30 protein-coding genes are annotated in these 26,697 nt (G+C 44.7%); 2 read left to right on the top strand and 28 right to left on the bottom strand.

The features are described from left to right. Positions 1-295: 295 nt before the first annotated feature. The 8 genes from B5F87_RS20760 to B5F87_RS16325 all read right to left on the bottom strand — a co-directional run bounded on the left by B5F87_RS20760 (position 296) and on the right by B5F87_RS16325 (position 8,400). Positions 296-667: a restriction endonuclease gene (locus B5F87_RS20760; RefSeq protein WP_204246089.1), complete on the bottom strand. Its 372-nt coding sequence runs from the start codon at positions 665-667 to the stop codon at positions 296-298. Positions 668-1,272: 605 nt separating this feature from the next. Then, positions 1,273-2,340: a hypothetical protein gene (locus B5F87_RS16350; RefSeq protein WP_158097073.1), complete on the bottom strand. Its 1,068-nt coding sequence runs from the start codon at positions 2,338-2,340 to the stop codon at positions 1,273-1,275. 523 nt (positions 2,341-2,863) lie between these two features. Then, complete coding sequence (locus tag B5F87_RS16345) at positions 2,864-3,691, bottom strand: hypothetical protein (protein ID WP_087282948.1); 828 nt, start codon at positions 3,689-3,691, stop codon at positions 2,864-2,866. Between the two features lie 148 nt (positions 3,692-3,839). Further along, complete coding sequence (locus tag B5F87_RS21470; RefSeq protein ID WP_242964534.1) at positions 3,840-4,472, bottom strand: site-specific integrase; 633 nt, start codon at positions 4,470-4,472, stop codon at positions 3,840-3,842. A gap of 37 nt (positions 4,473-4,509) precedes the next feature. After that, positions 4,510-4,752, bottom strand: coding sequence for a hypothetical protein (locus B5F87_RS21465; RefSeq protein WP_242964530.1), 243 nt, complete (start codon positions 4,750-4,752; stop codon positions 4,510-4,512). Between the two features lie 100 nt (positions 4,753-4,852). After that, complete coding sequence (locus B5F87_RS16335) at positions 4,853-6,079, bottom strand: MFS transporter (RefSeq protein ID WP_087282946.1); 1,227 nt, start codon at positions 6,077-6,079, stop codon at positions 4,853-4,855. A gap of 92 nt (positions 6,080-6,171) precedes the next feature. Next, positions 6,172-6,822 carry a TetR/AcrR family transcriptional regulator gene (locus tag B5F87_RS16330; protein WP_087282945.1) on the bottom strand — a complete coding sequence of 217 codons (651 nt, stop codon included), beginning with the start codon at positions 6,820-6,822 and terminating at the stop codon, positions 6,172-6,174. 102 nt (positions 6,823-6,924) lie between these two features. Continuing rightward, complete coding sequence (locus B5F87_RS16325) at positions 6,925-8,400, bottom strand: aminotransferase class V-fold PLP-dependent enzyme (RefSeq protein WP_087282943.1); 1,476 nt, start codon at positions 8,398-8,400, stop codon at positions 6,925-6,927. A gap of 125 nt (positions 8,401-8,525) precedes the next feature. Here B5F87_RS16325 and B5F87_RS16320 point away from each other — a divergent pair, with 125 nt between their 5' ends. Further along, positions 8,526-9,440: a LysR family transcriptional regulator gene (locus B5F87_RS16320; RefSeq protein WP_087282941.1), complete on the top strand. Its 915-nt coding sequence runs from the start codon at positions 8,526-8,528 to the stop codon at positions 9,438-9,440. Between the two features lie 37 nt (positions 9,441-9,477). Here the strand turns inward: B5F87_RS16320 and B5F87_RS16315 are convergent, their stop codons facing one another. From B5F87_RS16315 to B5F87_RS16305, 3 genes are all read right to left on the bottom strand, one after another. Continuing rightward, entirely contained in the window at positions 9,478-10,923 is a 1,446-nt protein-coding gene (locus B5F87_RS16315; protein WP_087282939.1) for an FAD-dependent oxidoreductase, read from the bottom strand. 72 nt (positions 10,924-10,995) lie between these two features. Continuing rightward, complete coding sequence (locus B5F87_RS16310; protein ID WP_087282937.1) at positions 10,996-11,328, bottom strand: DUF3795 domain-containing protein; 333 nt, start codon at positions 11,326-11,328, stop codon at positions 10,996-10,998. Between the two features lie 87 nt (positions 11,329-11,415). Further along, positions 11,416-12,177, bottom strand: a complete 762-nt coding sequence (locus B5F87_RS16305) for a metallophosphoesterase (protein ID WP_087282935.1) — start codon at positions 12,175-12,177, stop codon at positions 11,416-11,418. Positions 12,178-12,439: 262 nt separating this feature from the next. Between B5F87_RS16305 and B5F87_RS16300 the strand changes: the two genes are divergently transcribed. After that, positions 12,440-13,786: an MATE family efflux transporter gene (locus tag B5F87_RS16300; protein ID WP_087282933.1), complete on the top strand. Its 1,347-nt coding sequence runs from the start codon at positions 12,440-12,442 to the stop codon at positions 13,784-13,786. Positions 13,787-13,886: 100 nt separating this feature from the next. Here the strand turns inward: B5F87_RS16300 and B5F87_RS16295 are convergent, their stop codons facing one another. From B5F87_RS16295 to B5F87_RS16210, 17 genes are all read right to left on the bottom strand, one after another. After that, positions 13,887-14,078, bottom strand: a complete 192-nt coding sequence (locus B5F87_RS16295; protein ID WP_204245485.1) for a helix-turn-helix transcriptional regulator — start codon at positions 14,076-14,078, stop codon at positions 13,887-13,889. A gap of 1 nt (position 14,079) precedes the next feature. Next, positions 14,080-14,370, bottom strand: coding sequence for a hypothetical protein (locus tag B5F87_RS16290; RefSeq protein ID WP_087282963.1), 291 nt, complete (start codon positions 14,368-14,370; stop codon positions 14,080-14,082). 137 nt (positions 14,371-14,507) lie between these two features. After that, entirely contained in the window at positions 14,508-15,833 is a 1,326-nt protein-coding gene (locus tag B5F87_RS16285; protein WP_087282929.1) for an MATE family efflux transporter, read from the bottom strand. 49 nt (positions 15,834-15,882) lie between these two features. Further along, positions 15,883-16,488 carry a carboxymuconolactone decarboxylase family protein gene (locus B5F87_RS16280; RefSeq protein ID WP_204246088.1) on the bottom strand — a complete coding sequence of 202 codons (606 nt, stop codon included), beginning with the start codon at positions 16,486-16,488 and terminating at the stop codon, positions 15,883-15,885. A 450-nt stretch (positions 16,489-16,938) separates the two neighbouring features. Then, the gene (thpR, locus tag B5F87_RS16270; protein ID WP_087282927.1) at positions 16,939-17,424 is read right to left on the bottom strand and encodes an RNA 2',3'-cyclic phosphodiesterase; all 486 of its coding nucleotides are present in this window, start codon (positions 17,422-17,424) and stop codon (positions 16,939-16,941) included. A 77-nt stretch (positions 17,425-17,501) separates the two neighbouring features. After that, positions 17,502-18,242 (bottom strand): metallophosphoesterase, encoded by a 741-nt coding sequence (locus B5F87_RS16265; protein WP_087282925.1) that lies wholly within the window; start codon positions 18,240-18,242, stop codon positions 17,502-17,504. Positions 18,243-18,267: 25 nt separating this feature from the next. Further along, a complete protein-coding gene (locus tag B5F87_RS16260; protein ID WP_087282924.1) occupies positions 18,268-19,941 on the bottom strand; it encodes an AAA family ATPase in 1,674 nt (557 codons plus the stop codon). Between the two features lie 98 nt (positions 19,942-20,039). After that, positions 20,040-20,501, bottom strand: coding sequence for a DUF1653 domain-containing protein (locus B5F87_RS16255; RefSeq protein ID WP_087282922.1), 462 nt, complete (start codon positions 20,499-20,501; stop codon positions 20,040-20,042). A gap of 27 nt (positions 20,502-20,528) precedes the next feature. Next, on the bottom strand, positions 20,529-21,278 hold the full coding sequence (locus tag B5F87_RS16250) for a glycerophosphodiester phosphodiesterase family protein (RefSeq protein WP_242964528.1): 750 nt from the start codon (positions 21,276-21,278) through the stop codon (positions 20,529-20,531). Positions 21,279-21,377: 99 nt separating this feature from the next. Further along, a complete protein-coding gene (locus B5F87_RS16245; RefSeq protein ID WP_242964532.1) occupies positions 21,378-21,509 on the bottom strand; it encodes a hypothetical protein in 132 nt (43 codons plus the stop codon). A gap of 209 nt (positions 21,510-21,718) precedes the next feature. After that, positions 21,719-22,372, bottom strand: a complete 654-nt coding sequence (locus tag B5F87_RS16240) for a Fic family protein (RefSeq protein ID WP_242964523.1) — start codon at positions 22,370-22,372, stop codon at positions 21,719-21,721. A gap of 80 nt (positions 22,373-22,452) precedes the next feature. Continuing rightward, a complete protein-coding gene (gene amrS / locus B5F87_RS16235; protein WP_087282916.1) occupies positions 22,453-23,298 on the bottom strand; it encodes an AmmeMemoRadiSam system radical SAM enzyme in 846 nt (281 codons plus the stop codon). Beyond that, positions 23,298-24,686 (bottom strand): AmmeMemoRadiSam system protein A, encoded by a 1,389-nt coding sequence (gene amrA, locus B5F87_RS16230; RefSeq protein WP_087282913.1) that lies wholly within the window; start codon positions 24,684-24,686, stop codon positions 23,298-23,300. The genes amrS and amrA overlap by 1 nt, the downstream gene beginning before the upstream one ends. A gap of 32 nt (positions 24,687-24,718) precedes the next feature. Continuing rightward, complete coding sequence (locus B5F87_RS16225; RefSeq protein ID WP_087282911.1) at positions 24,719-25,258, bottom strand: histidine phosphatase family protein; 540 nt, start codon at positions 25,256-25,258, stop codon at positions 24,719-24,721. Between the two features lie 17 nt (positions 25,259-25,275). Further along, positions 25,276-25,890, bottom strand: a complete 615-nt coding sequence (locus B5F87_RS16220; RefSeq protein WP_087282909.1) for a class I SAM-dependent methyltransferase — start codon at positions 25,888-25,890, stop codon at positions 25,276-25,278. 3 nt (positions 25,891-25,893) lie between these two features. Then, positions 25,894-26,265, bottom strand: coding sequence for a zinc ribbon domain-containing protein (locus tag B5F87_RS16215; protein ID WP_087282907.1), 372 nt, complete (start codon positions 26,263-26,265; stop codon positions 25,894-25,896). Between the two features lie 17 nt (positions 26,266-26,282). After that, positions 26,283-26,594, bottom strand: a complete 312-nt coding sequence (locus B5F87_RS16210) for an HIRAN domain-containing protein (RefSeq protein ID WP_087282905.1) — start codon at positions 26,592-26,594, stop codon at positions 26,283-26,285. Positions 26,595-26,697: the final 103 nt, after the last annotated feature.

Genomic DNA, 26,697 nt, shown 5'->3' with positions numbered 1-26,697 from the left:
TCATTTCTATAACAGTACTAAAAGTTGAGTACTGAACTATTAGCACGGATTGATAAGAATCGAGTCTATTGTCTCACATATGACTATGATTTTCGAGGTACGGAGTATTTACCGTTTACCTTTTATCCATCCTGTCTCCACAACATACCCAATATCTATCCTATCCACTCAACTCTCCGCCATTTTCCACAGTAGACTAGTTCCCACTTACCCGTAAAATGAAAAAATCCGGGAACCGGAACCTGTCCTCTGACAAGTCTCGATTCCCGGAAATACCTTGTTTCTACACTTTTCTTTATTTCTCAACTCGTGACATCAACACGACACTCTCAACATTCACAGTAACAGGGATTTTATACAGCATAGCCAAACAACACCCTGCACATTTAAGGTAGGGTAGGAAATTCATTTTATCAAATAAAATGACAGTTATTTCTTTACCAAAAATTAGTGCATCCACAGAATCTTTGCTAAAACCAGAGATAGAAATAAATATTCCTATCGTTCCGACTAATTTTTCATCGACCTTACCTTTAAATGCATAGATATCAGATGTCGCCATTTCCTTTTTATACCATTTTGCCTCTAACAAATATACCTTATCTCCTAATACAACAGAACCATCTATTTGTTCTCCAGATATTTTATAACTAGCTCTTGGATACAATTCATCACGCTTTCAAACTTCCAAAATCAACTTTTCAAATTTGTATCCTCTAGCCTGATACCATGATTTTTGTGCATAGTCTGGCTCTTTACATAACAGATTATATTCGTTAATTAAATCCATGCCTACACCTCTTTACATATACAATACTTTCCGCTTTTCTTCTTTTGCGAAAAGGTATCCCCTTTGCCAAAATGTATATCGCTTGTCCCAAAATATCTATCCTCTGGGGTAAATCAGTTTCCGTATTGCCATTCTACGGAAACTGAAACACACATTTATTTTTGCCCCAAAACTGCGGAAGTCTTTGATTTACCGGGCGTTTCTCGACAGCAGAACACCTGCTCCACATAGCCAATATTAACAATTTTGCAAAACTCCATCCTCCCCTAAATCCCCCTTATTTACAGACTTTTTGCACTTAGTTTTGCCAAATCATTTCTTTTCGCAGAATGCAACATCTTGTGGTTTTTGTATATTTTTTCGTGTCTATTATGCATGATTTTGTGCAATCAGACAGACTGTCTCCACATGGTTAGTTTGTCCAATCTGATTACTCTATTTTTGTATTCTCAATTATATGGATGACCTACAAGCAAAATTTATTATTCATCTCTTTTCCTTTTCATCAAAGAAATGGAGCCGAATACTATTGATATTAAACTCAAAGGAGCTAAATAAATATTTTTTACATACCATGCTGAAAAAGTGGGGAATAGGGTCATATTAGATATATGAGCTTCATTTACTTTGCCGCTTATAGTTAATGCTATGTTATTTTCTAATGAGTCTTCTGTTATCATCATTGATGCCTCTAATTCATTTGGTACTCCATGAAAATCAACAGATTGTTCATGAATAGAATAAGTTTCTGGAGTAATAGAAGGCGAAAATAAAAGCTCTCCACTTCCCTCATATGTTAATGTGGTAATACCATCAAAATCCATAGAACAATAATTAGTAACTGGTGATTCATTATATTTTCGCATAATATTGGGCGTAATCAAAGTGGTTTTCTTACTCGTTGTCAGGTATGGCGTCCCATATAAATCTTCATCTACTATAATATTAAATTCTGTTGCTTGAAATACTTCTTTATTATCTGAAGTAAATGCTGTTATTTTAGCGCCAGTTGTCCAAAACTCATATTCAGAACTATCCAGACCACCTAAAAGTATACCTTCGTTTAATATTATTTCTTTGTTAGAACATCTTACGGAATTCGCTTTTCCTATAGATTTTTGGCTTATAAAAAAAGCCGATGTAGTCGTTTGATTATTTTGTATACCAACTAGTCCGAAAGGAGCTTGCTTTTCTACAGATAATAAGAGATATTCTATATTCTCATATCTTGTATTTTCGTAATCTACACAAATATTATCTAAGCGAATTTTACAATCACTCTCTATTTGTAAGTTTATTTGATCAGTTTCGAGAGAACCTCTAGCAGAATTTGCTACAAATTCTAACTCTTTAACTTCGTCCGAAAAATATATATTTGCTTCTGACGGAAAAAAGAGGAACAATGTGTACACTATCCCTAATACCAGCACAAACATTTTAATTACGTTAAATAGCAATGTACTTCTAAGCCAATATAAAAATCGGCTATCGTAGATTGATCGAATTATCTTAGAAATCCTCTTGTATATAAGCCACATTCTAAACTTCATTTTTTACCCTTTCAACTTGATCAGCTAAACGTATATCAAAAATTAAAGAAAATATCCCGAAAAACAAAAAATGCTTATAGTAATAATATAAATGCCTGAAAAATCTTTCTCCCAGGCTATTTTACATTATTTTTTCTTCCCTCAGTAGTGGTATATCCGTAGTCCACCTCTGACTCTCCTGCTCCGATTTGCTACATTTCAGCTGCCAAAGACCGTTAAACAACTCACATTCTGACTCCTGCCGTGGCACACGAAAAGCACTCGTATCATATTTTAAAGACCTCCTGTTTTGCCAGATATGTAGTTGCCTCTGAGATTGTTAAAACAACCATAGGATAAGCAAAGCGCGGCAAAATGTGTCATATTAAGGCCATCAAAAGTAGTAAAGACGTAGCAAGAATAGGGGGTTACTACTGTGAATATTTTCAAAATTATTTTTTTCAAGACTAAAACAACTATTTTTAGTATATTCGTACTTTTTACACATCTACTACAATCAATCTATTTTTTTAATAACACATATTTAGTAACTATGTTTAAGAATCTCGATTTTTCTAGTACGTTCAATATTATCTAATTCTAAAAAAGCAAGCAAACTTAATTGATAAATTTCATCATACCAAAATTCCAGTTCTTGCTCTGACATATCCGCTGTATGCTTTTTATAATTTTTAGAAACACAGTCGCAATTATTATGTCTTAAATTCATGTTATTGTATAAAAAGAATATATTATTTTCTAAGGTTTTATTAATACTTTTTAGTTCTGTTCGTTTAGGCTCTAATTGATCGGCTAATAAAAGTATAATAGCTTTCTTGGCCTCAATGTTTCCTTGCAACGCATGATGATTATATTCAATAATTTTATATGATATGGCAGGAGAAACTATCTCTGATACAGCAATAGCTTCCGGAGATTTAGGAAGCATAATTGTTAGACTTCCTTTTTGATACATCATATAGCCTATCGCTTCAATTACCTTTATGATTTGTTGCAAATAAACTTGCTGTGGCGAATTTATCCCTGTATATATCAACGACATATTATAATTTAAATATAAAACTAAATTATATGTATATTCGCAAAACAATATTAGATAATTCAAATCAAAATTACTTGGTACCTTTTCAAAATGCATACCATAGAAATCATCAAAATCATCTAAACTCAAACATGTTCCACGAAATGGGATATTTATAAAATTTGCCGCACAATAGTCTTTCAGAGAATAATAATTTCCTTGTATATCTTGAATTTTCTGAACATAAAAAGCACTATACAAACGATCATACTCCCTTTTTATATCAATTTGAGCCTCTTCTAAAATTTGCGCAAAATTTCTTCGTTCCATCTATTAACCCCTTTTCTAATATAACTAAAAATAGTCCATTTAAATATTATAATACCACAAGATTTACCTTACTTCTATATCAAAAAAGCCCTGTTAAAGCAGAGCACCTTCATTTTTCCATATCAGCTGATACTCGCAATCCGTTTAGCTACTTGCTCATAAAAAATGGACTGTATCCCACAGCCCATTTTTTATATTTCGGGGAACATTTTCTGTGAAACTGCTCTCCTTCTCCATTTCCTTCCTGGCATTCTCCTAGTTTTTCCATCCGCTTTAGCTCATCCACGACGTCCTCCAGACCCAGGCGGGTATAGATGTTCAGTGTTACGCCGATATCGCTATGCCCCATCAGATACTGGAGCGTCTTTGGATTCATACCTGACTTAGCCATATTGCTACAGTAAGTGTGGCGGCAGACATGGGGTGTGATATTTGGCATCTGAACCCGGTAAATGTCGTTGTATCGTTTTATCATATGGTTAAATCGATGCTCCCAATGCATCGCCACCAATGGAAGGCCCTCTTTATCCGTAAACAGAAATCCTGTGTATCCGTCCATCACTCTCTCATACCTCGGTGCTTCCCGGTCCTCGATGATGGCCTGTGAACACTGGAATACGTCTTCGGACATAGGCAGCTTCCTGGTTCCTGCATTGGTTTTCGTTGACTTGATAACCAGCCGCATATCTGAAGTTCTTTGTAGCTGATGGTCAACGTTGATGTTTCGATTCTTCATATCCAGATTCTTCAGTGTCAGGCCACAAAATTCCGAGATACGCATTCCTGTATGAAAAAGCATATAAACTACTTCGTAATACTTACATAATCACCTCTCTGGTCACGCTGTCGTTGACTACCATCGTGGCAAGTTCAAAACCAAATGGGTTTTTGCGAAAAACGTCATCATCCACCGCCATCTGAAAAGTGGAATGCAGCACGCTCCGGACTGTCCTGACGGTGTTGTACTTTTTGTCGTCCTGCTGAAATTTGATTAGGAACAGCTTTGCGTCCAAAGCTTTGACCTGGGAAATCTTCTTCCCGTTAAATGGCTCCTTTCTCATAAGGTTCTTCACAAATTTGTAATTCGTCAGGGTATCCAAGTCATAGCCAATTTGCTTTTCCAGTTTCCGTAGGGACAGACGGAGCTTTTTCCCTATAATCTCACAACTTATTAAATATCCTTTTAGAATAAAAAGATATCAACAATGAGGCTGTCGCAGCTCCCATTAAAACCACCCATGTATGCATAGCAAAAATATCAAACAGAACACCATAAATCGCCTGCCCGACCGGTTGTCCGCACATTGCAATGGAAATCAGTGCTGCCATGATTTTTCCGACTAATTGAGGCGGGGTCTGTGTCTGCACCAGTGTGTAGATTTGAACCATAAAAAGTGTGGAGGCTCCCATAGCGATGAAGCTCATGAAAGTGATTGCCCAATACGATACGATGGCGGGCATATTCAGGAAAAGAGGAATACCCATAACCGCTACGGCAATCGAACAAACCAAAAGCAGCACATACGAATTTTGGATTTTCAGCTTTTCCGATACGATGGCAGTTAAAATTCCGCCACACAGACCACCTAACGCCAACGCCCCCTGCGTGAAGCCGTACATTGTATCAGACATCCCTAATACCTGCGTAATGAGAATGGGCGTTCCAACAATCATCACTGCGCTTAAAACCAGATTGAAGATGGACACCAGAAAAACTACTGAAAAGAAAATAGGCTTTTCTGTCCTTACAAATTGATAGCTTTCTTTCAGATCCATTCCGATTACCTGAAATACACCGACTTCACGTGGGCGTTTTTCGTATGGGATATGAATAAAATTCTCCATGATAGCTGAAAAAGTAAAACACACTGCACTCAAAAATAAAATCGGATTAATCCCCCAGAGAGTAAACATCACGCCACCGATCACCGGCCCCAGCAGTCCGGAAAGTGTATTGACCTGATTGATTACTGCATTTCCAGCCATCAATTTGTCTTTTGCTACCAGCAGTGGAACGCTTGTCTGTACTGCTGGCTGGTATGTGCCGGATATACCATAGAGTAGCATTAAAACAACGATAAAAAGCGGAACCGTTGGTATCTTTCCCAGCGAAAAATAAAATAACATGATAATGGCTGCCGTAGAGAAGTCCAGTCCTACCATTATGTTACGTTTATTCACACGATCAGCCAGTACTCCTCCAGCCATAGAAAGAATAACCATGGGAGCAAATGAACAGGCAGTCACAATACCAAACAACGTGGAAGAACCTGTTTCCCGCAGCAAATACAGCGGTAAGGCAAAACGTAAGATGGCATTGCCAAAAAGAGAAATGATCTGGCCGATCACCACGAGAGTAAAATCACGTCTGAAAAGTTTTGTCTGCATAAAATACCTCCATTATCTAACTATTAAACCGACCGTCGGTTTGTAATATGTCTAAAATAAACTGCTCATTTAGAGCAGCTCATTTTAGGGAGTCAGTCCGTGTGCTGGGACTTGCAATAGCTGATATAGCCTTTTATCATTTCGTCGTCCAAAAGTTGGTGGACACCAACGCCCTCTAACATGTCATTAAATGTTTCGCAACGATTATGCATCCCCGCTTCGTCAGTCATACTGACCAGCGGATTGAGCCATACATTTGATAAGACCATAATAGCTTCTGCCAGCTCATGGGGATTATCCGCCTGAATGGAACCATCGTCAATCCCCTGCTGTAAAATCGGCTGGATAAACTTAGGAGCAACAATCTGATAAAGCTGGGCAATCTGCATTGCCAGAAAGCGCGGATTATCCAACAAGCATGGCGTAACTGTCAGCATTAAACTCTGGTTGGAGTTAAATAAAGCAGCCTTAAAGATTGCCCGCAGCTTTTCCAGTCCATTCAAGGATTTATCATCCCGTACTTTTGCCAAAGCAGTTGTATTTTCTTCACCGATGCGGTGAAAAATCGCTTCAAAAATTTCTTCCTTAGACGAAAAGTGATGGTAAATTGCACCTTTTGAAAGCTTTGTTTCATTGATAATGTCCTGCAAAGATGTTGAGTCATATCCTTTTTCAACAAACAAATGGGTGGCAGCATCCAAGATTAGCTTCACGGTTTCCTCCGGGTATTTGTTTCTTGCCATCTGACACCTCCATACAAACCAACGGTCTGTATAAAGTATATCAATATCGATTGTTATTGTCAAGCAGGTTATAGCTTGAAAATATCTTCTTTTCTACTACCCTCACGCACTATGCCAATATCTTTCCTCTTTCTGCGTCTTGGCGCCAAAAACAGCCTCTGCATTCTCATCGCTCGCCAGCTGTTTCAGCAGATTCACGGTGTCGCAGATATCTTTCTCTGTTGTCCGCGGGTTGATGGTACACATTCTGAGCACTTTCTGTCCATTTAATTCTGTGGTGTATATCTGTGCGAAACCGCTCTCCGTGATTTTTCTGGATATTTCCTGATTATACACATCAATTTCTGCCGGTGTCGTGTTTCCATGCGGCACATAACGGAAATTGATGACTCCCAGCTGCGCAGGGGAAATGATTTCCCAACCCGGGGTTTTCTGGAGAAGCTCTTCTGTCAGTTCTGCCATGGCGCAGCCATGATCGATAACTTCGCCCATGGCGCGGCTCCCCATGGTCTGCAGGGTGAGCCACAGTTTTAATCCGCGGGCAGGACGTGTCAGTTCCGGACCCAGATCCCAGAATTCCACGCCTTCTTCGGAGGTTTCTGCATCTTTTAAATATTCCGGATGTGCGGCGAAGCTGTGCACCAGCGTGGATTCTTTGCGCACCAGAACCGCGCTGCAGCTGTATGTCTGGAGCATCCATTTGTGGGCGTCCCAGCTCATGCTGTCTGAATATTCTATTCCAGACAGTTTTTCTCTGTATTTTTCTGAAAGCAGTGCGGAGGCGCCAAAGGCTCCGTCCACGTGCATCCACATGTCAAATTCTTTGCAGAGCGAGGCGATATCATGCATCGGGTCCACGCTGCCGGTATTGGTCGTGCCGGCGGAGGCAATAACTGCAAATGGAATCCGTCCTTCTTTCCGGTCATTGAGGATGGCGACGCGCAGTGCGGCAATATCCATACGAAACAGCGAATCTACCGGGATAACACGAATCTGGTCTTTGCGGAAACCGATGATATGCAGGCCCTTTGCCACGGACGCATGGGTCTGCCCGGAAACGTAAATGACAGCGCGGCTTCGCTCTTCGTAAGTCAGTTTCTGATCTCTTGCCGCGGTCAGAGCAGTCAGGTTGGCCATGGAACCTCCCGAAACGAACAATCCTCCGCTAGTCTTCGGATATCCGGCGAGACTGCACATCCAGTTGATCAGTTTCTTTTCCACCATCTCTGCCGCCGGCCCATTGACCTGGCAGCTGGCATGCGGGTTATAAAAGCCGGTCATGACATCGCCCATCCAGGAAAGCAGAGACGCCGTGGACGGAACGCAGGAAAAGCTGCGTGGATGCTGCCCGAGAATCGTATTGGAATAAATGTCCCGGAGCATTTCGGAATACACTTCCTGTACCGGACGTCCCTCCGCCGGGATCGTCTGCTTCTCGAGATGTTCCAATGTTGTTTCCTTCGCCGGGCGGCATACCGGCTGTTCTTTCATGCCGTCATAAAATGCAACGGCCTGCCCGGTAAATTCCTGTATCAAAGTACCTATCTGTACATTTTGTATTTCTGTATCTGTCTTCATCTGCAGATGCCTCCTTGACTTTCTTCTGAAAGAAATGGTACCATGAATCGTAGCATTTGCATAATTCATAGTTTTGATGAAAACATTCAATTTTTTTGAACAACAAAGCACGGAAAGGCAAGGAAATGGAAATAAGAAATCTGGTAACTTTTATTCGAATCGCAGAGGTGAGGAATTTTTCCAAGGCTGCAGAGCAGCTGGGTTACTCACAGTCTGCGGTAACCATGCAGATCAAACAGCTGGAAAAGGAGCTACACGCGCAGCTGTTTGAACGAATCGGCAGACATGTGAAACTGACGCAGGCGGGAGAACGTTTGCTTCCTCATGCACTGGATATACTGAAAGCCGTCAGTCAGGCAGAAAATATTGTCCGGGAGCCCGGAGACATTTCCGGAAAGATCCGCATCGGTACCTGCGAATCCTATGTCATCAGCGTCCTTCCCCATGTAATCATGGAGCTGCAGGAAATCTGCCCTCATGTGGAAGTCAGTACCTATACCGCATTGGTACCGGATCTTTTCAGCATGCTCCGTCAAAATGATATTGATATTCTTTACTTTCTTGACGAGAAAATGTATTTTCCAGAATGGATTAAGGTCTCGGAACAACCGGAAAATATATATTTTGTGGCGTCGGCGGATTCTCCACTGGCCGGAGAAAAACAGATTACCATAGAACGGCTCCTGCAGGAACCTCTTTATCTCACGGAGAAGGGCATCAGCTACCGGAATCCCATGGAACAGTTTCTTGCGTCGAAGGGCTATGAACTGCATCCCTTCTGGGAAGTGGGCAATACCGATGTCATCACCCGCTTTTTGCTGCAAAACAGGGGAATCTCTTTTCTTCCGGAATACGTGGTACGTGATTACATAAAAAACGGACAGCTGGTTGTTCTTGATACCGAATGCCCCGACATCGTCATGTGGAGCCAGATCGTACACCACCGTCATAAACTGGTGACGCCGCAGCTGCATCTTTGTATGGACCTGATGATGAAATATATGGGACAGAGCGCATATCCCGCGAACTGTCATTTATAAAACGCCCAACGATAGCAGCGGCTGCACTCTATGCATTTTATTCGAAGGATGACTCAAGGGCAATTCCTTCCTCCGCCGGGCCGTCTATCCGGTTTCCCTTATAATCAAAACGGGAACCGTGGCATGGGCAGTCCCAGGAACGCTCGTCCGGGTTCCATGTCAGCTCACAGCCCATGTGAGGGCAGACGATATCCACCTGAAAGAGCTGACCATCCTCGGTCTTATAAACTCCGGTTTTCCCCTGTGGGGTGTCAATGACGCCGCCATGTCCCCGCGGAAGTTCGTCCACGGTCTCCTGCGGCATATGAAAGAATCGTTTTGTCAGCCCCTTCACGGACTTCCCGGTATCCTCCAGAAGCTGAGGAATTTCCTCACCGGAGAACCGGGACGGCGCAAATACCTCTGTGTAAGGATTATTTATTCCGCAGATCATATCTTTAAGCAGCATGGCAGATACCATGGCAGAGCTCATTCCCCATTTGCAAAATCCCGTCGCCACGTACCAGTCCGGGCGGTCAGCGGCATATGGTCCGATAAAAGGAACACAGTCTGTGGTCATACAATCCTGCGCGGACCAGCAGGCGGCAATACGGCTCTGAGGATACATTTTTCCGGCAGCTTCTTTCAGTTTATCATAGCGTCCTCCCTCCCGGTTCTCGCCGGTCCGGTGCGCCTGCCCGCCGAGTAGAAGATACTGCTTATACTGTCGGAAGGAAAGAACATCCTCGCCCTCTCCGATATAGAGCCCATCTACCGTTCCGGCGTTCTCCAGAGCGAGCACATAAGAACGTTCCTGATGCATTCTTGCAAAATACATCCCGGGAAAGTTAATAAAAGGAAAATGAACAGCAAAAACAATTTTATCTGCTCTCACACTGCCGCCAGGCGTTTTCACCAGATGTTCCTCCACTTCTTTCACGGGAGTATTCTCATAAATCTCCAGTTCCTCAGCCAGCGCCCCGATAAACTTCAGCGGATGAAATTCTGCCTGACCGTTGAAGCACACGGCGCCTGCGCAGGCGACCGGAAGAGAAATCTGGTTCTCCAGTACGGCATCAACGCCAAGCTTTTTGGCGGCTTCCACCTCTTTGGCTAATGTATCACCGTCCGCTGAATAAACGTAAGAATCACACTCCCTCAGATCACAGGAGATCCCCCTCTCCCGGATGATTCTTTTGTACTCTTCCACCGCAGCCTGATTGGCCTGCACATATTTCCTCGCTGTTTCTTCCCCTTTATTCCCGATAAATGTATGACAGAACATTCCGTGCTGAGACGTGACCTTTGCGGTAGTATTTCCGGTCTGTCCCCCTCCAATCCGCTCTGCTTCCAGAACAACTGCCCGCACTCCGGCCTGCTTCAGCTGCCAGGCGGTCAGTATTCCTGTCATTCCTCCGCCGATGACAGCCACATCCGCCCGGATGTCGCCTTTCAGAGAGGTTCTTTTTCTAATCGTAAAGGTTTTCGTCCATATTGAATCCATTTGATGTCTCCTATGCTTACTAATTTAACCGTTTTTTATTTAATATTTCTCATAGGGGACATTTTATGTATTTTATCCCTGCAAATTTTCCAAAGCAGAAGGATTATTGGCTATAATCGCTCCCACAATCGAACAATTTGCCAAATCCGGGCAATCGCCACAGGTAGTGACGCCTTTTTTCAGCGCACATTGACGAACCGCACACATGCTTTCACAAAATACGGTTTTAGCACCGCTCATGCGGCAGCCCTCACAGTTAATATGTTCAGGAAGAATCGGGGCGTTATTTAACTCCGCCCACAGCTTCGCAGTTTTTTCACGCAGCGCCTGATCGTCATGCATTGTGGCAATATATGCATCACATTTTTCACAATCCAGCCCGCAGAATCCAATCATATCTTTCATAAATCTTATACCTCCAATTATACATTTGCCTTCTCATTTTAGTTTCATGTTACTATTCTTTTATCGCATTATTTCCCCTTTTTTTCCTCACACCACCCGTACTATCTGCTCATACAACAGAAAATCTTGTTTTGTGAATCTTTTGTTCATATGCATATGTCCCATAAACCAGTATTGATAGTCGATGGTACACCGTATATCTTCCAGGTATTTTGTCAGGATATCCTGTTTGTAGGAGCCGAATCCCAGCAAAGCGATGATGGAGGCCGGCGGTGAATGGGTGATGATATAATCGACATGGTTGCTGGTTTTGGCCAGGTTGGTCAAACCGTTTTGCAGTTCTTTATCTGATGGCAGTTCTTCTTTCCACCAGCTGAGGCCGTCGATCCGGTACATGTATTTTCCGCGCCGGTCCAGTTTTTTGGCTTCTTCTTTCCAGTTTTCTTTTTGAAGGATTCCGTCGGAAATGTCATGGGAAGAGGCTCCTCCGAAGGCAAAGACGGTATTTCCGTCAATGCAGAAGATCTCCCCGCGCATCAGATGGAGAATGGACGGACGAATCACATGTACATTTCCACCGTAGCGGTTTTCGATGGGAAATGCGGACAGCCGGTCGAAATTCTCATGATTTCCGCAGACGAAAAGTGTGGTAAAAGGCTTTTCATCCAGCCAGTCCAGCCAATAGTTTTCATTCTTCATCGCTTTTTTGTTATCTTCCTGGCACCAGATGCCGCCGAAATCTCCGCAGATGATAACAAAATCATCTTTCGTCATTTCTTTTTGTTCTGGAAAAATGTCCGTGGAAAATCGACGGAAGTCTCCGTGGGTATCTCCCGTGACGTAAATCATATACTCCCTCCTCCCTGTGCTGGAAAATTAAATCTTCCTACTATTATAAAGTATAAATATTTTATCATTTAAAAACATTTTACCATTAAGGGACGGGAAAACCAAGCTGAGGTTGAATAATACAGGGGAATTGGCAGTATGACGGAGCGCCGTTCCGGGCTCATGTGACCTCTTCCAGAAAGGCAAGAAATGAATTCACTTCTTGTCCTCAGAGGCAAAATAGTATAGAATAGCATCGAGAAAATTTAAAGGAGCTTTCATTATGAATTCAGAAAATAAAACTCTGGTGAAAAAATTGCTGGTGCTGGTTCTTCCTATGGCGCTGCAGAACCTTATGGCGTCGCTGGTGAGCGCCTCCGACGCGCTCATGCTTGGATTTTTAAATCAGTCTTCTCTGTCGGCGGTATCGCTGGCGGGACAGGTGCAGTTTGTTCTGAGCCTGTTTTTAGGCGCGTTTACTATCGGAGAGTCTGTTCTTGCCGCCCAGTATTGGGGAAAGGGTGAAAAGCATCGTCTGGAGGAGATTCTCGGGATTGTGCTTCGGTTTTCCATCCTTGTTTCTTTCCTTTTTACTGTGGCTGCGCTGTGTGCGCCGGACCTTCTGATGCGGATTTTTACCAACGATGAGGAGCTGATCCGCCTCGGCGCTTCCTATTTGCGGATAACCTCATTTTCTTATTTCTTTATGGGAATCTCGCAGATTTATCTGTGTATCATGAAAAATACCGGACGGGCTTTACTGAGTACTCTCTACAGTTCTTCTTCCGTCATTTTAAATATTATCATAAACGCCATCCTCATTTTCGGTCTGCTTGGCTTTCCGAAACTTGGTATTGCGGGCGCCGCCATCGCGACGAGTATTTCCCGTGGTGTGGAGCTGGCACTCATTCTCTTTGAAAATGTACGGCAGAAAGAGATCAGGATCCGCATGAAACATATCCTGCGTCCGCCTTCCTGGCTTCAGAAAGACTACATACATTATACATGGCCGTCTCTTGCCAATCAGGTCATCTGGGGCTGCGGATTTACCATGACGTCCGTTATCATGGGGCATCTGGGAACTGACGCGGTGGCTGCCAATTCCATCGCGCAGATTGCGAAGAATCTGGCTGCCTGTCTGTGTCTGGGTATCGGAACCGGAGCCGGCATCATCATCGGCAATGAGCTGGGACAGGGCAATCTGGCGCAGGCAAAGAAGACGGGAAACAAGCTGTGCATTATCTCTCTCATTACCGGCGCGAGCTCCTGCGTGATTCTCTTTGCCTGCATCCCGGTCATCCAGGGATTCGCAGGCACGCTCAGCCCGCAGGCGCAGGATTACCTGCGGTTCATGCTGTTTGTCTGCTCCTACTATCTGATCGGCAAATCGTTCAGCGCCACCGTCATCGGCGGTATATTCAGCGCCGGCGGCGATACCCGGTTCGGACTGATCTGCGATACGATCAATATGTGGGCTATCATCGTGCCCGTGGGATGCATCGCCGCCTTTGTCCTGCATCTGCCGGTTCCGGTGGTATATTTCCTCCTGAATCTGGACGAGTTCACGAAGATGCCGCTGGAAATCTGGTACTATCGTAAGTATCGCTGGGTGAAGAATATTACAAAATAAAAAAAACTGCTGCAAGCCACAGTTCTGGCGGGAAGGAATCGCACGTATGTGTCAATACGTTCATGTTCCTTCCCGCCGTCTGTGTATATTGCGGCAGTTTTTATGATGGAGTGAAAAGCTCATCCACGGTGAGCTGCAGCTCTTTCGCGAGGCGAAAGGCCAGCGAAAGGGTCGGATCGTATTTATTGTTTTCAATGGCGTTGACGGTCTGACGGGAAACGTCACATTTTCTGGCAAGCTGTTCCTGTGACAGGCCCAGCTCTTTTCTTCTTATTCTTATGATATTTTCCATCTCAGCCCCCATGCTTCCTTCTGTAGTACATCAGGGCCGCAAAATAAATGATGGCCGCCACTTCCAGCTCTATAAAAGGGTTAGCGGTCATAGGCTGTGACCGAACCAGGTTCTCAATAATATCCAGCATCTTTGCTCCTGCTGTCCCAAGCAACGTAAAGGTACTGGCTTTCCACACGATAATCTGATTGCGCTCATCTCCCGGACGGGATAGAGATACCAGCATAATAACGTCCAGAGCAATAAAAACAATGAAAATAACCCCTAAAAATATCATGGCTCCAATCGGCATATGGTTCTCTCCTTTCTGCAAAACAAAATGTAAAATACTTTTGATATTTTTAAGATAACAAAATAGGAGTAAAATGTCAAGAGTTTTTGACATTTTGCTCCTGCTCTTTTTCACAGAAAATGTATTTATCAGGAAAACTATAACTTCTTCTTAATGTGTCTCCACATGATCACCGACAGCACAACTGCGATATAGTCAGTGATGCTCTGTCCATAGATCACGCCATTCAGCCCAAACAGCCCGTCCAGGAGGTACAGAAGCGGGATCAGCAGGATGCCCTGGCGCAGCACGGAGAGCACGGTTGCCGGGAAGGCATGTCCCACCGACTGCATGCAGTTCATGTTCATGAACAGGATGCCGATGACCGGGCCGGACAGCATGTAGCCGATGAGCATCTGCACGCCATAAGCGACCACGTCGTTGTCGTTGATGAATATACGGATGATCGGCTCTCTGCATACATAATACAGGATAACCGAGGCAATGCCCACGACAATGCAGCATATTTTTGTAAAACGCTCCACCGCCTGAAAACGCTGCATATTTTCCGCTCCGTAATTATATCCCAGCAGTGGCTGCACACCGTTGGCAAGACCCATCTGCAGGAAAGTGATAAACATGTTTGCTTTGAACACAATGCCGATAGCCGCCACCGGCGCATTGCCGTAGACCACCAGAATCTGGTTAAGGATAATAGTGGAAATGCTCATGAGGCCGGAAAAAATCGCTGTCGGCAGTCCAATGGTGCAGACCTTGACGAGGATTTCCTCGCCGCATGTAAAATATCGGGGGCTGATGGAGAAGATCTTCGTCTTCTTCAGGAAATACCAGAGATAATACAGGCAGGCCAGTACATTTCCTATGGTAGTGGCAATGGCGGCGCCCGCCGCGCCCATACCAAGCCCGGAGATAAAAATCGGGTCCAGCACGATGTTGGCGATGGTTCCGATCATATTTCCAATCATGGCCTCCTTGCTGGCTCCCTCCACGCGGAGTATGAAACTGGAGGCCGCGGACCAGATGATAAACGGCGCGCCGTAAGAAATGTGCAGCGTATATCCCCGCGCAAAGGCGTAGGTCTCGGCATTGGCGCCGAACAGAGTCAGTATAGGGCGCATGAAAACAAGCAGCAGGATCATGAAGACCACGCCCACAGCCAGCGACGCAAAAAATACAAACGATGTGACGTTTTTTACTCTCTTTTCTTTTTTCTTACCCAGTGCCACAGACGCCACGGCGCTGCCGCCCATTCCCAGCATGTTGGCAAAAGCCATCAAAAGAATGAAAATCGGGTTTGTCAGGCTGACTGCCGCCACCTGCAGGGCGTCGCCGGTCTGTCCCACAAAAAATGTATCGGCCATATTGTAGATCACAGTAACTAAACTGCTGACGACGCTCGGCACGGCCATCTTCGCCACCGCCTTTGACACTTTCATCTCTGCCATTAATTCATGTTCATTCATCGTTGTTCTTCCTCTCTTGTCATCTTATTAATATATCTTTACGGCACAGTCACTCCTCAAGATTATGAAACATTTTCTCTGCCAGACGCAGAAACATTTCCCGTTCCTGGTCGTTGAGGCCGGTTCGGGTGTAGTAATCACCAAAGCAGTTGTCGGCCAGCCAGCGGTTGATATTACGACGCAGAGCCGGAGCATCGGTCTGCTGCTTTTTCATGCCCGGCCCGAACAGAGCGACCTGTTTGTCGAGTCCCGCCTGAAAACGGCTCTCTTCGGTGGTTGTGCTCTGTGGAGCGAGTGGCAGTGTCACCCCGCATTTTTCCATGATCCGGTTGGTGGCAACGAGGAAATCATAGACGCGTCCGATGCCAAGATAGGCGGTTGCCTGATATACGGTTTCCTTGATGGCTACCGGGTCAACGCCGCTTTTTAATGCGGCATAGAGCAGATTCTGATACTCGCCCAGACCCTGACATCCCAGCAGCGCTGAGAGGATGCAGAGCATTTGCTCCTTCTGTGTCAGTTTGCTTTCCTTCACTGTTTCATTCTGAGAAAAATTTGCCACAATATCCACCCATTCCGGGTCAGTGGCAGAAAGTGTATTTTCTTCCATGCCCTCAAACAAATCCTGCACTCTTTTCTTTGCTTCGTTGTTCATTTTATCGCCTCCTGATAGTTACCACAGATAATAAAAAGGGTTAGCTGCTGTCTGCTTTATGTGTTCAGACACGATAATACAAGTTATTTTTATAAGATACCGCCCCATGCTGCGTTCATGGCGTTGGATTCTCCTTTTTCATTGTAGCTGCCGATGATCATCACCGGCTGTGGGAACAGGAAAGGTTTCGCACCAAAATTTTTTCTCATAACAGATACCTCCATTTATTTTAAATGTATTGCTGTGACAGTCCTGACGGAGCTTCCTCCGTGAGGAACTGTCGTTTCTCAATTTCTGCCTTCATTATAATGAGCGGCCTTTAAAATGTACAATGCCAATTATACAGTCTGCTCTAACTGAAACGCATAGCAGAAAATGCAGGGGCAGACAGACAGGGGCGCAGCCACTTCCGCCTGGTTTGGGAAGTGGCTGCGCCCCGAGGTCTTTCTTTCACAACTCCCGGTAAATCACTTTTTCACCTCTCATCTCCGACTTCATGAGCGACACTTTCTCCACCATCATCTCCGCTCTTGGGAGCTTCACCTGATACGGCTTTTTGGCTGAAGATTTTCTGACCAGCGTGATATGCGGCACAAAATGGTCATGGTCAAAGGGAATCTCGTTTTGCTGTAAAGCTGTCCGCAGCTCTTTGACGTATGTTTTTAACTTCTGATTTCCTTTCACGCCGGCCCAGAGCAGATTGCCGAAACGGCCCTGCTCTGACAAAGTCAGTCGAAAATGAGACATCGGAACCTGCTCTATCACTCTTTTCACCTTGCTCGGATCTCCATATTCCCCGATGAAAGCCAGTGTCATATGAAGATTCTGTGCCGGAACATAACGGCCTTCCACGCCTTGCTTTTTTAGTTGGTGCATATAGGTGATGAGAGCATTTTTCATTTCTTTAGAGAGTGTTATTGCTATAAATAATCGCATGGATACCCTCCTTTATAAAATTCTATTTCTTCGTCGCGGTTGTAATGTATGGTTAATTCATAGAAGTACCCATTTGCTCATGACAACACTAACGCCGGCCGGAAATTCAGATAATCCCCCGACACAAGCATATAGTTGACGCCGCGATACTCTCCCCGGATACTGTCCCCGAAGCGGCTCTCGCCGTGGCAGTGAGAATATACCACTGTCTCCACACCGTATTCTTCTGCAATCTCCGTAAACGGGGACGTCTTTTCCAGGATGTTTGTCGGCGGATAATGAAGAAACATGATAAACTTCCGGTATCCTGCCGCCTTTGCCTGCCGGAACGAATCTCGCAGACGTTCCATTTCCCGGGACACCAGTTTCCGGGCATGGGCTTCTTTCTCTTCGTCCCAGCCCATAATCTGCCCCCGGCGGTTCAGATAGAACGGTCCCTCAAAGGTATAGCCCTTGGTTCCTACCAGCGCGTAATCTTCATACGGGACAAAATTATTCTGCAGAAAAAACAGCTTTCCGCTGTACATTTCATTGAGGCGATTGGTCTTTTTGGCGCCCCAGAACATATCATGATTCCCCCGCAGAAGAATCTTCTGTCCCGGAAGCTGCTCGATGAACGCCAGATCCTCCTCGCATTCCGCCAGCTTTCTCCCCCAAGAATGATCGCCGGTGAGCACAAGAGTATCCTCCGGCTTTACGATTTTATTGACATACTTTTCTATTTTTCTTTCATGATTCTTCCAGACCCGCCCGAACTTATCCATGGATTTATCGGCCTGAAAGCTCAAATGCAGGTCGCCCAGAGCGTAAAGGGACATGCTGACACCTCTTTTCTGTTTCTCTTTATTTTTTCATTACCAGGCATTTCTTTTTATAGAATGCGACTCCAAAACAAAGTACCTGGTCATAATTATCACGAAACTCTTCCGCATACATTCTCTCATCAATCTGCCGGAGCGCCTCCCGACAAGAGGATTCCAATTTATCCAGTGTTCTGGCGTATTTCACCTCCAGAACAGCTGCCCGGCTTTCCCTTACATCCGTGATAACGATATCACTGCGTCCTTCACCATGTTCTTTATTAGATTCCACCATGTAACCAGCCCCTGCAAATATTCCGGCCAGAAAGGCGTGGTAATAATCTTCTCTGTAATCGTGATAACTGATGGTCATACGAAGCAATTTGTTCATTTCTTTTGTCATTTTTTCCACATCTTCATTCCAGACCGCATCAAAAAGATGCTTTCGGTTCCAGCTTTTTGCATTTTCCATGAACCAGGTCTGCACCGTACTTTCAAAAATTTCACGGATCTCAGCATTGGGTATCTTAAGAGCAGATATTCCATCTGGCAAAGAAGTAACCATCTCGTGCTCACGTACTTGTGTGAGATATCCCTTCAGATACAATACACTCCAAAAATTATTTTCTGATGAATGAAGATAATCATAAGTAAGGTCATCTTCAATATGCTGTGTAATGTAATTTCCGGCCATCAAAGATTCCAGTTTATTGGTAATACTGCTTCCCGCATAATCAATAAATGACCGGATAATGGCATTATCACTGGTATTTTTCCAATAACTTTCCGGTTTCGTGTCAGGATTTTTCTGCAAATCCCGCAGATAATTCATCACATCCCATGGACAGTAAACATCCACATCGCCAAAATGATATCCGTCATACCATATTTTTATCTGCTGCGCATGTTCTTCTTTGCCCGCATCCGTCAGCAGCTTATCAACATCTGTCTGTGTAAAGCCAAAATATTCATTCAGCCGGGAAACAGAAATTGTATCGGAAACAAAATTATTGGTACCGGTAAAAATACTTTCTTTGGCAATTTTCAGGCACCCGGTGAGAACCGCAAACTTAAGAGCCGGATTATCTTTCAATGATGTACTCATCAAAGCTTTCACGATCTCCAGCATTTGAACGTAATATCCATGATCACTTGCTTTGGCAACAGGAACATCATATTCATCCAGCAAAAGAATCACCGGCTTACAATAATACATTTTCATGAATGTAATCAACAGGGACAGACTTCTTTTTACTTCTGTCACAGATGCCTTTCCTTCCACGAGACGTCTGATGATCTCTTGGTCATAGGGATTGATTTTATCACTGCCAAGAAGATACAAATGTTCTTTATATAAATCTGTAATGGTGGCCGCAAGCATTTCATACGCACTGGTAAAAGTCAGGCCGTCTACATCTTTAAACGATAAAAAAATAACAGGATACTGGTTCATCCATCTATCGCACAGTTCCCGGTTCTCAGCAATCTCCAGACCTGCGAATATATTTCTGCTGTCCTTTCGGATATCAAAAAAACTGGCAAGCATACTCATCCCCAACGTTTTTCCAAAACGCCGCGGCCTGGTAATCAATGTGACCAATGTGGACTCTGTGCTCAATATTTCAGCAATCATACCACTTTTATCGACATAGTAATATTCATTTTTACGAATCTGCTCAAAATCAGAAACGCCCACAGGAATATTTATTTTGCACATATTGTCCGCTCCTTCCCTCTCACGACAGGATCAATCTATTATTCCGTTTTTCAGCTCCGTATATTTCTCCTTACTCCCGCATCATTCATAATGCTTCCTTACATTTCCACTTTCTCAAACCGGTATTTCTGCTTAATCTCCGGGTATTTCTCCCTGTCCACTTCACTCATAAACATGGCGTACGGTCTGGCGCACACCTTAAACGGCGCATACAACGCCTGGTAGATGACCAGCCGCTCGCCGGTCTCCGTATGCTGCGCAAAGGCCAGAACCTTATAAAGATACTCTGATGTCTCCGCAGACACCCATTCTCTTTTAAAATGTCTCACAATATCTCCCACATGGATATCTCTCCGGATGTTTTCTGCGTTTTCTTCTTTCGGTGCTTCCGGCTCTGTATCCAGTTCCGTATATTCCTCTTTATCCAGAGATACCGGCACGCCGGTTCTGCCGGAAATATGTACGCCGCCATACCAGGTTCCCTCTATCTCAAAAATATCCCCAATCTCATACTCCGGGCTGAATTCGTCGTTCTTTTTTATGATTCTGATTCTGCTCATTTTTGCTGCTCCTGTTCTGTTTTGCAATTATTTAACATTTTTCTTCTCATCCGGCACAAAACTGTCAAAAATAATAACCTGAAAGATTCCCTTCGCCCTTTCCAGCTCATCCTGATTTCTGATGGTCCAGCCTACATTTTCCACATCATAAATCTTCCTGCACAAGGTGTAAGCCAGGCTGCCACTCCATATGTGGTTAAAAGCGATAAAATCAGGCCTGGCTTTGAAATTCAGCAGCAAATTAGTCAGAATAAATTTTTCTGACCATTTCCGCCTTGGCTCGTCCAGGAAAAAATTAGTGCTGAGCTGTCCTCGAATCACAGCCGGCCGGTTTTTTCGGAACCATTCCACAGCAAGAGGATGGAAGGACTCCATACAATAACAGCCAGAGTAACCATCCATAATCTCTGCCATGACTTTTGTCGTTTCTTTCCAGTTCCCCTCCGGTTTCACCTCGACAATTAACGGAACTTTTCCGTCCACAACCTTCAGAACATCTTCAAACAGAGGAATCCTCTCTCTGGATATTCCCAGAGAATATTCCTGTAATTCGGCATATGTACAATCACGTAAAAGGCGGTCTGCGCGACACAGCCTCCTCAGTGATTCGTCATGGAATACTACCAGTTTATGGTCCATTGTCAGCTGAACATCCAGTTCAATGCCATATCCCTGATCCACGGCCCGCTTAAACGCCGGAATCGAATTCTCCGGTATGCCGTTTTCATTATCAAACAGTCCTCTGTGAGCGATATACTGCTTCTCAAAAACAGCCATTTCCTGCCGCCTTGAAGTATTTGGCCTGATGCAATATAAAAATACAATTGCAATCAAAATTATTACGATGCATATTCCAATAATTATTGTTATCATTGTTTAAATCCCCTTTGTTATTATCCATTTTCCGCGGCTTCTTCCGTTGACACGCTGCAGAATGTTTTTCTTTTTTAATCTGCTTATAATCCTTTGAATGGTTCGTATTGATTTTCCCGTCCTCTCAGAAAGCATCTTCTGTGCGATGTCAGGATTTTCTTCAATAAAACTTAAAACCAGATTTTCATCTGACATAAAGCTCTAAATCGTCATCCAAACCGCCATTTTGGCGGTTAGAAGATTTTTTATTGGCGGTTAGAACTTCAGCAGTATTGTCTGCATCCGGAACATAATCCAAATGCAGATATCTGTTCTTCAATTCAAAATTTGTTCCCAAAAGCAGATTACTGAAAACCAAGAGTATTCAAATACTTAATCATGAATACCGCTGTTGCCCGCGTATTTCCCTCATAAAAAGGATGAATCTGCCAAATATCACAGGTAAATTTTGATAAATGATCAATGATCTCTTCCATGGAAAGCCCGTTATAAGAAAATTGCTTTTCCGTATTAAAATCATATTCCATTGTTTCCCGGATATTTGTATAAGAAGAATACACAACCGATTCTCCTTTTAAAACCCACTCCCGTTTGGAAATATTATAATCACGAATTTTTCCTGCTTCCTTCAAAACACCCTCAAATAATCTTCTGTGAATACCAATCCATTCCACACTGGAAAAATTAAACGATTTCTCACCGAGCAATCTGGTAATCCTGGAAGAAACAATATCTGCCTCCCGGGTTTTTTCTTCTATCTGATTTCGTTCCTTCCGCTCCTCATAATAACTGAAAAGTCTTTTCTCTGCTTCGTCAATCGATATTTTACCTTCGATATGATTTTTTGCAGTATCCAATAAATAAGGAGACGTCTGCAGCCCATCCACATCCTGAAGACCGATGGCCGTCATCCATGCTTCACTTTTTTCTTTCTGTGAAGGTTCTCCCTGTCGAATGTATTCACTTAAATCCATTTGCCAGTTATTCTTTGATGACATGTAAGCCTCCCTTCATTTCATTATTTTCCTCATAAAAAATAATTCCTATTGTCCATACGCTCCGTAAAGCATATCTCTCCTCAGCAATTCCCCGCATACACCCACTTCAAATGTTTCTCGGCCACTGCTTTCAGCCGGTATATTTTCTCCACATTTGTCGCCGCTCTATCCGTCATCTTATATCTCGGGAAGAACCTGGTCACATGGAGGGGAATGTCGTGATTGATGGAGGCAATCCACTGTGCTTCCTGTTCCATTTCTTCTTCGGAATCGTTTTCTCCGGGTACGATGAGAGTGGTCAGTTCCACATGGCAGCTGCCAGCAGCCCGCTCGATGAAATGTTTCACTGTCTCCAGGTCTCCGCCTAGTTTTTTGTAATAACCTTCGCTGAATCCTTTCAGATCGATGTTCATGGCGTCAATGTAAGGGAGAATCTCGTCCTGAACAGACAGTTCTGCCGTGCCATTGGTGACCAGAACATTTTTCAGGCCGCGGGCGTGTACCAGGCAAGCGGTGTCCCGGACGTATTCATAACTGATCAATGGCTCGTTGTAAGTGAAGGCCACACCGATATTTCCGTACATTTTGCACTGCTCTGCCAGGTCTGCCAACTCCTCCGGTGACATACGGCGGCAGCCGGTTTCCGATTCGCTGCACATGGATATTTCGTGATTCTGGCAGAATGAGCAGGACAGGTTACAGCCGAAGCTTCCCACCGACAGAATCTGACTGCCCGGATGAAAGCGGCGCAGTGGTTTCTTTTCGATGGGATCAAGCATCAGGGCTGTAAGTTTTCCGTAGCTTGTGCTGATGATCGTTCCGTTTTCATTTTTTCTTGCCCGACAGCGGCCGTACTGCCCTTCTGCCAGAGAACAATGATGAGGACAGACCGGGCAGATGATACGATTTCCTTCTCTTTGCTTCATTAGAAATGTCTCACCACCTCAAACCGTTCCAGTTGAACATCATCATCGTAAGTAGAGATGCCCGCCTTTTGTTTTGCAATGGTGATCTGGTCTTCGACGGTGTCCACGCCGTCCAGATTCGGCAGCAGCAGTCCCCGCTTGCGGCCTTTTGTTACGATCACACCGTAGCGTTTGACATCAAGTTCGTCCGGAGAGGTGATTGCTTCCGGTGTGCCGAGGACATCAACGCTGTAAACCAGCTTGTCTAGCTCGTCCGACTGTACCGGATGGAAACGCGGATCTTTTGTGGACGCACTGATGGCGTTGGCGATGATTTCTTCTGCGATGCTTTTCTGTACCGGAGTGATGGTGCCGATGCAGCCGCGGAGACGCCCTTCTTCTTTCAGGGAAACGAAGACGCCTGCCCGGCTTTCATACATTTCTTCCGGAAGGTCTTTTGGGATAGAGATTTGCCTTCTTTCGCCCACGTAAGCCTCAATGGTCTGACGTGCCAGACGAACGTAAGCGTCTTCCGATTCTTTCCGACGTTTTACTTCTTCTGCGATTTTCTCCTCGTACTGGCGCAGAAAATCCCGTTCCGGCGCCCGGCCTTCCACCTCATAGGTACAGACGCCATACCCGACGCCGAAGGTTCCCTCGTGAGATAGCTTTTCCGCTTTTACTGCCAGGCGATCCAGCGTTCCGGCCAAGATGACGAAGGAGCGGTGGCCACATTCTGCCGCTTTATCGCAGAATTCTTCCGTAAAGTCAAAAAGCTGGTCAAAGGCGGCGGCTCCCATGACTTCCATGATGCGGCTGTCGTATTCCGGCCCTTCCTTCTGGAAACCGTAAGGACCATCTTCTTTGAGTTTGTGAGACAAATCACCACTGCCGATAACGACAATATTTCTTCCACAAAGCTCCGCCGCTTTCTGTATGCACTGCCCCAGCATGTAATGCTGCGACAATGGCAGACCGGACAATCCGATGCGCACCGTCTTGTAATCCGTATAATAATGATTCAGAAACCAGAGGGGAATCATGGTGGCATGATCGAGCCTGCTGTCCCGCTCCCCCATGGTTCCGGCAGGAATTTCTCTGGCTTCGGCTTCCTGAGACAGGGCTTCCACCAATTCCGTGTCATACTGCACCTGGATTTTTACCTGCGGCGCACGGAACTGACCGAAATCTCCCCGGGCGCCTGTTCCCGGTGAAATGTGAAAATAATCTGCATACATAATGGAATGTGGCGACAGCACCACCACCGTATCCGGCTTCCATGAAGCGATTTTCTTCGCCGCCTTATGATACGCGTCGATGGTCGCCTGAATTGCCTTCTCCTGTCCTCGTCCCACATCCGGTATGATCAGCGGCGGATGAGGAACCATCACTGCACCTTTTACTGCCATAGTAACCCTCCTGTTCCAAATGATATTTTCAGTTAAAAATCATACCGCAGCACAGCGCAGTTCTTCACGCCGAATGCGGCATATTCTTCATTGGTCATCTCATAAAAATACGACTGTACCACTCTGGCAATGCCGTTATGAGCCACCAGTATGTATGTTTTCTCATCGGATTCTGCTTTTACATCGTCCAGCAGATTGTAAATCCTCTGCGCCAGGTGGAGCATGGATTCGCCGCCGTCATAGCGGCAGCAAAAGTCTTCTTTCGCCTTCTTAAATTCCAGCCCGTCTCTGGCAGTGGACTCCCATTTGCCGAAATTCTGCTCGACGAGCCGAGGTTCCATTCTGGCTGGAATACCGGTGATCTCGAAGATATGCCGGGCAGTCTCCGCCGCGCGGCTGAGAGGTGAGTAGAGAATCTCATCGGCCTGTATGCCTTCCTCCACGATCTTCTTTCCCGTCTCGATGGCCTGCTGATGGCCAAGCTCCGTCAGCGGAATATCCGTTGCCCCGCAGATTTTATTTTCCACGTTCCACACGGTCTGACCGTGACGAACAAAATATACATGTCCCATTATACTGTCCTTTCTCCTTACATAATCTCGAATATCAATATCTTCTCCCGCGGATCTTTCCCCTCAAACAGATCACCGCAGTCTATTTCGTCCACAAACATCAGCAGCTCCTGCGTCATCAGATACGCCACATATTCATCGGACGGATAATAAAAATAAAGCTGAATGTTTCTGGGATTCTCATAGTAAGAATCCAGAATCCGCGCCATCACCTTCTGCAGGATTTCCACAGAAAATGGATTGAAAAAATAGCACCGGTCCACTTCAGCGGGAACCGGGTACTGCTCTGCATTTGCCAAAACGAAGGAAGCTCTCCTTCCGGACACTGCCGTCTGCTGATTGGACAGCGCACGTTCATACATGCGAGGGTCGTACTCGATTCCCATGGTGCGGCATCGGGTCTGATAAGACAGGTAGAAGTCCACCCGACCTTTCCCGCAGCCATAGTCCAGAAGTACATTTCTTTTGGAAATGTATCCGCTGCCGGCCAGCCGTTCCAGGACAGAGTACGGCGTCGGTTCGTAAGGATACCGGTATTGGTCCGCCATGGAATCATCCCGTCCGGTAGTTTTAATACGGAGAAGCTTGTCCCATTGCAGGGCTAAAATTTCTTCTAACTGTTGTTTTCCCATAAACTAAAACTTCCTTCCGCATTTCGGGCAGTATTCATAATCTTCCTGTGTCTCAAAACCGCAGTTGCCGCAGCGCTTATACCTGCTTCTCCAGCCAGTCTGCACCTCCGTCAGGTGTTCCGGTAATATCTCAATATCCTCTCCCCTGGCAATCCGTTTTCCGATGACCGGGTCCAGGGCATAGAGAGTATTGCAGCAGGACATCTGCACATAATATTGTTTGTTCCATTTGAAAACGGGAAGGAAAAACAAAGACAGGCACATGTAAGTCATATACACCTGATATCTTCCGTAAGAACCGCAGTGGTTACAGATAACCATCTGATTAAAGTTAAAGTCTTTTCTTCCCTGGGTGATACCCATAATAAAAAACATTTGTTGTCGCTCCTGTGTTATTTATCTGTCAGGCTCTTCTTACACACCTTGCATATCGCTCCCTTCGGAGTCACAAACAGAATTCGGGCCTTTGCTTTATTACCAATCTTGTCATAAAGACGTCCTGCGCTCAAAGATTCGCCCAGCACAGTATAAGGGCTGTTGGCCACGTAACCGATTTTACCAACCCCTTTCAGCAGCACTTTGATTGCCTCCTGATCGTATTCATTGTCCGGTTCTTTTACCAGCTTCACCTTCATGCCCGGTTCCAGAAAGTCGGAACCAAAATAGTGTTTTGTTCCTGTTAAGGTAAAATATATCTTTTTCATGCTTCTCTCCTTCATAATCTGACAGACTGTTTCTCTCTGCCAGTAATTCTATTGGAATGGCCGATGGCGTAATAATTTCAGTGATACAGTGATTACTTATTAC

The organism is Eubacterium sp. An3 (assembly GCF_002159465.1).
In the GTDB taxonomy this organism is placed as follows: domain Bacteria; phylum Bacillota; class Clostridia; order Lachnospirales; family Lachnospiraceae; genus Anaerobutyricum; species Anaerobutyricum stercoris.
This window is presented reverse-complemented; position numbering and strand designations above follow the sequence as displayed.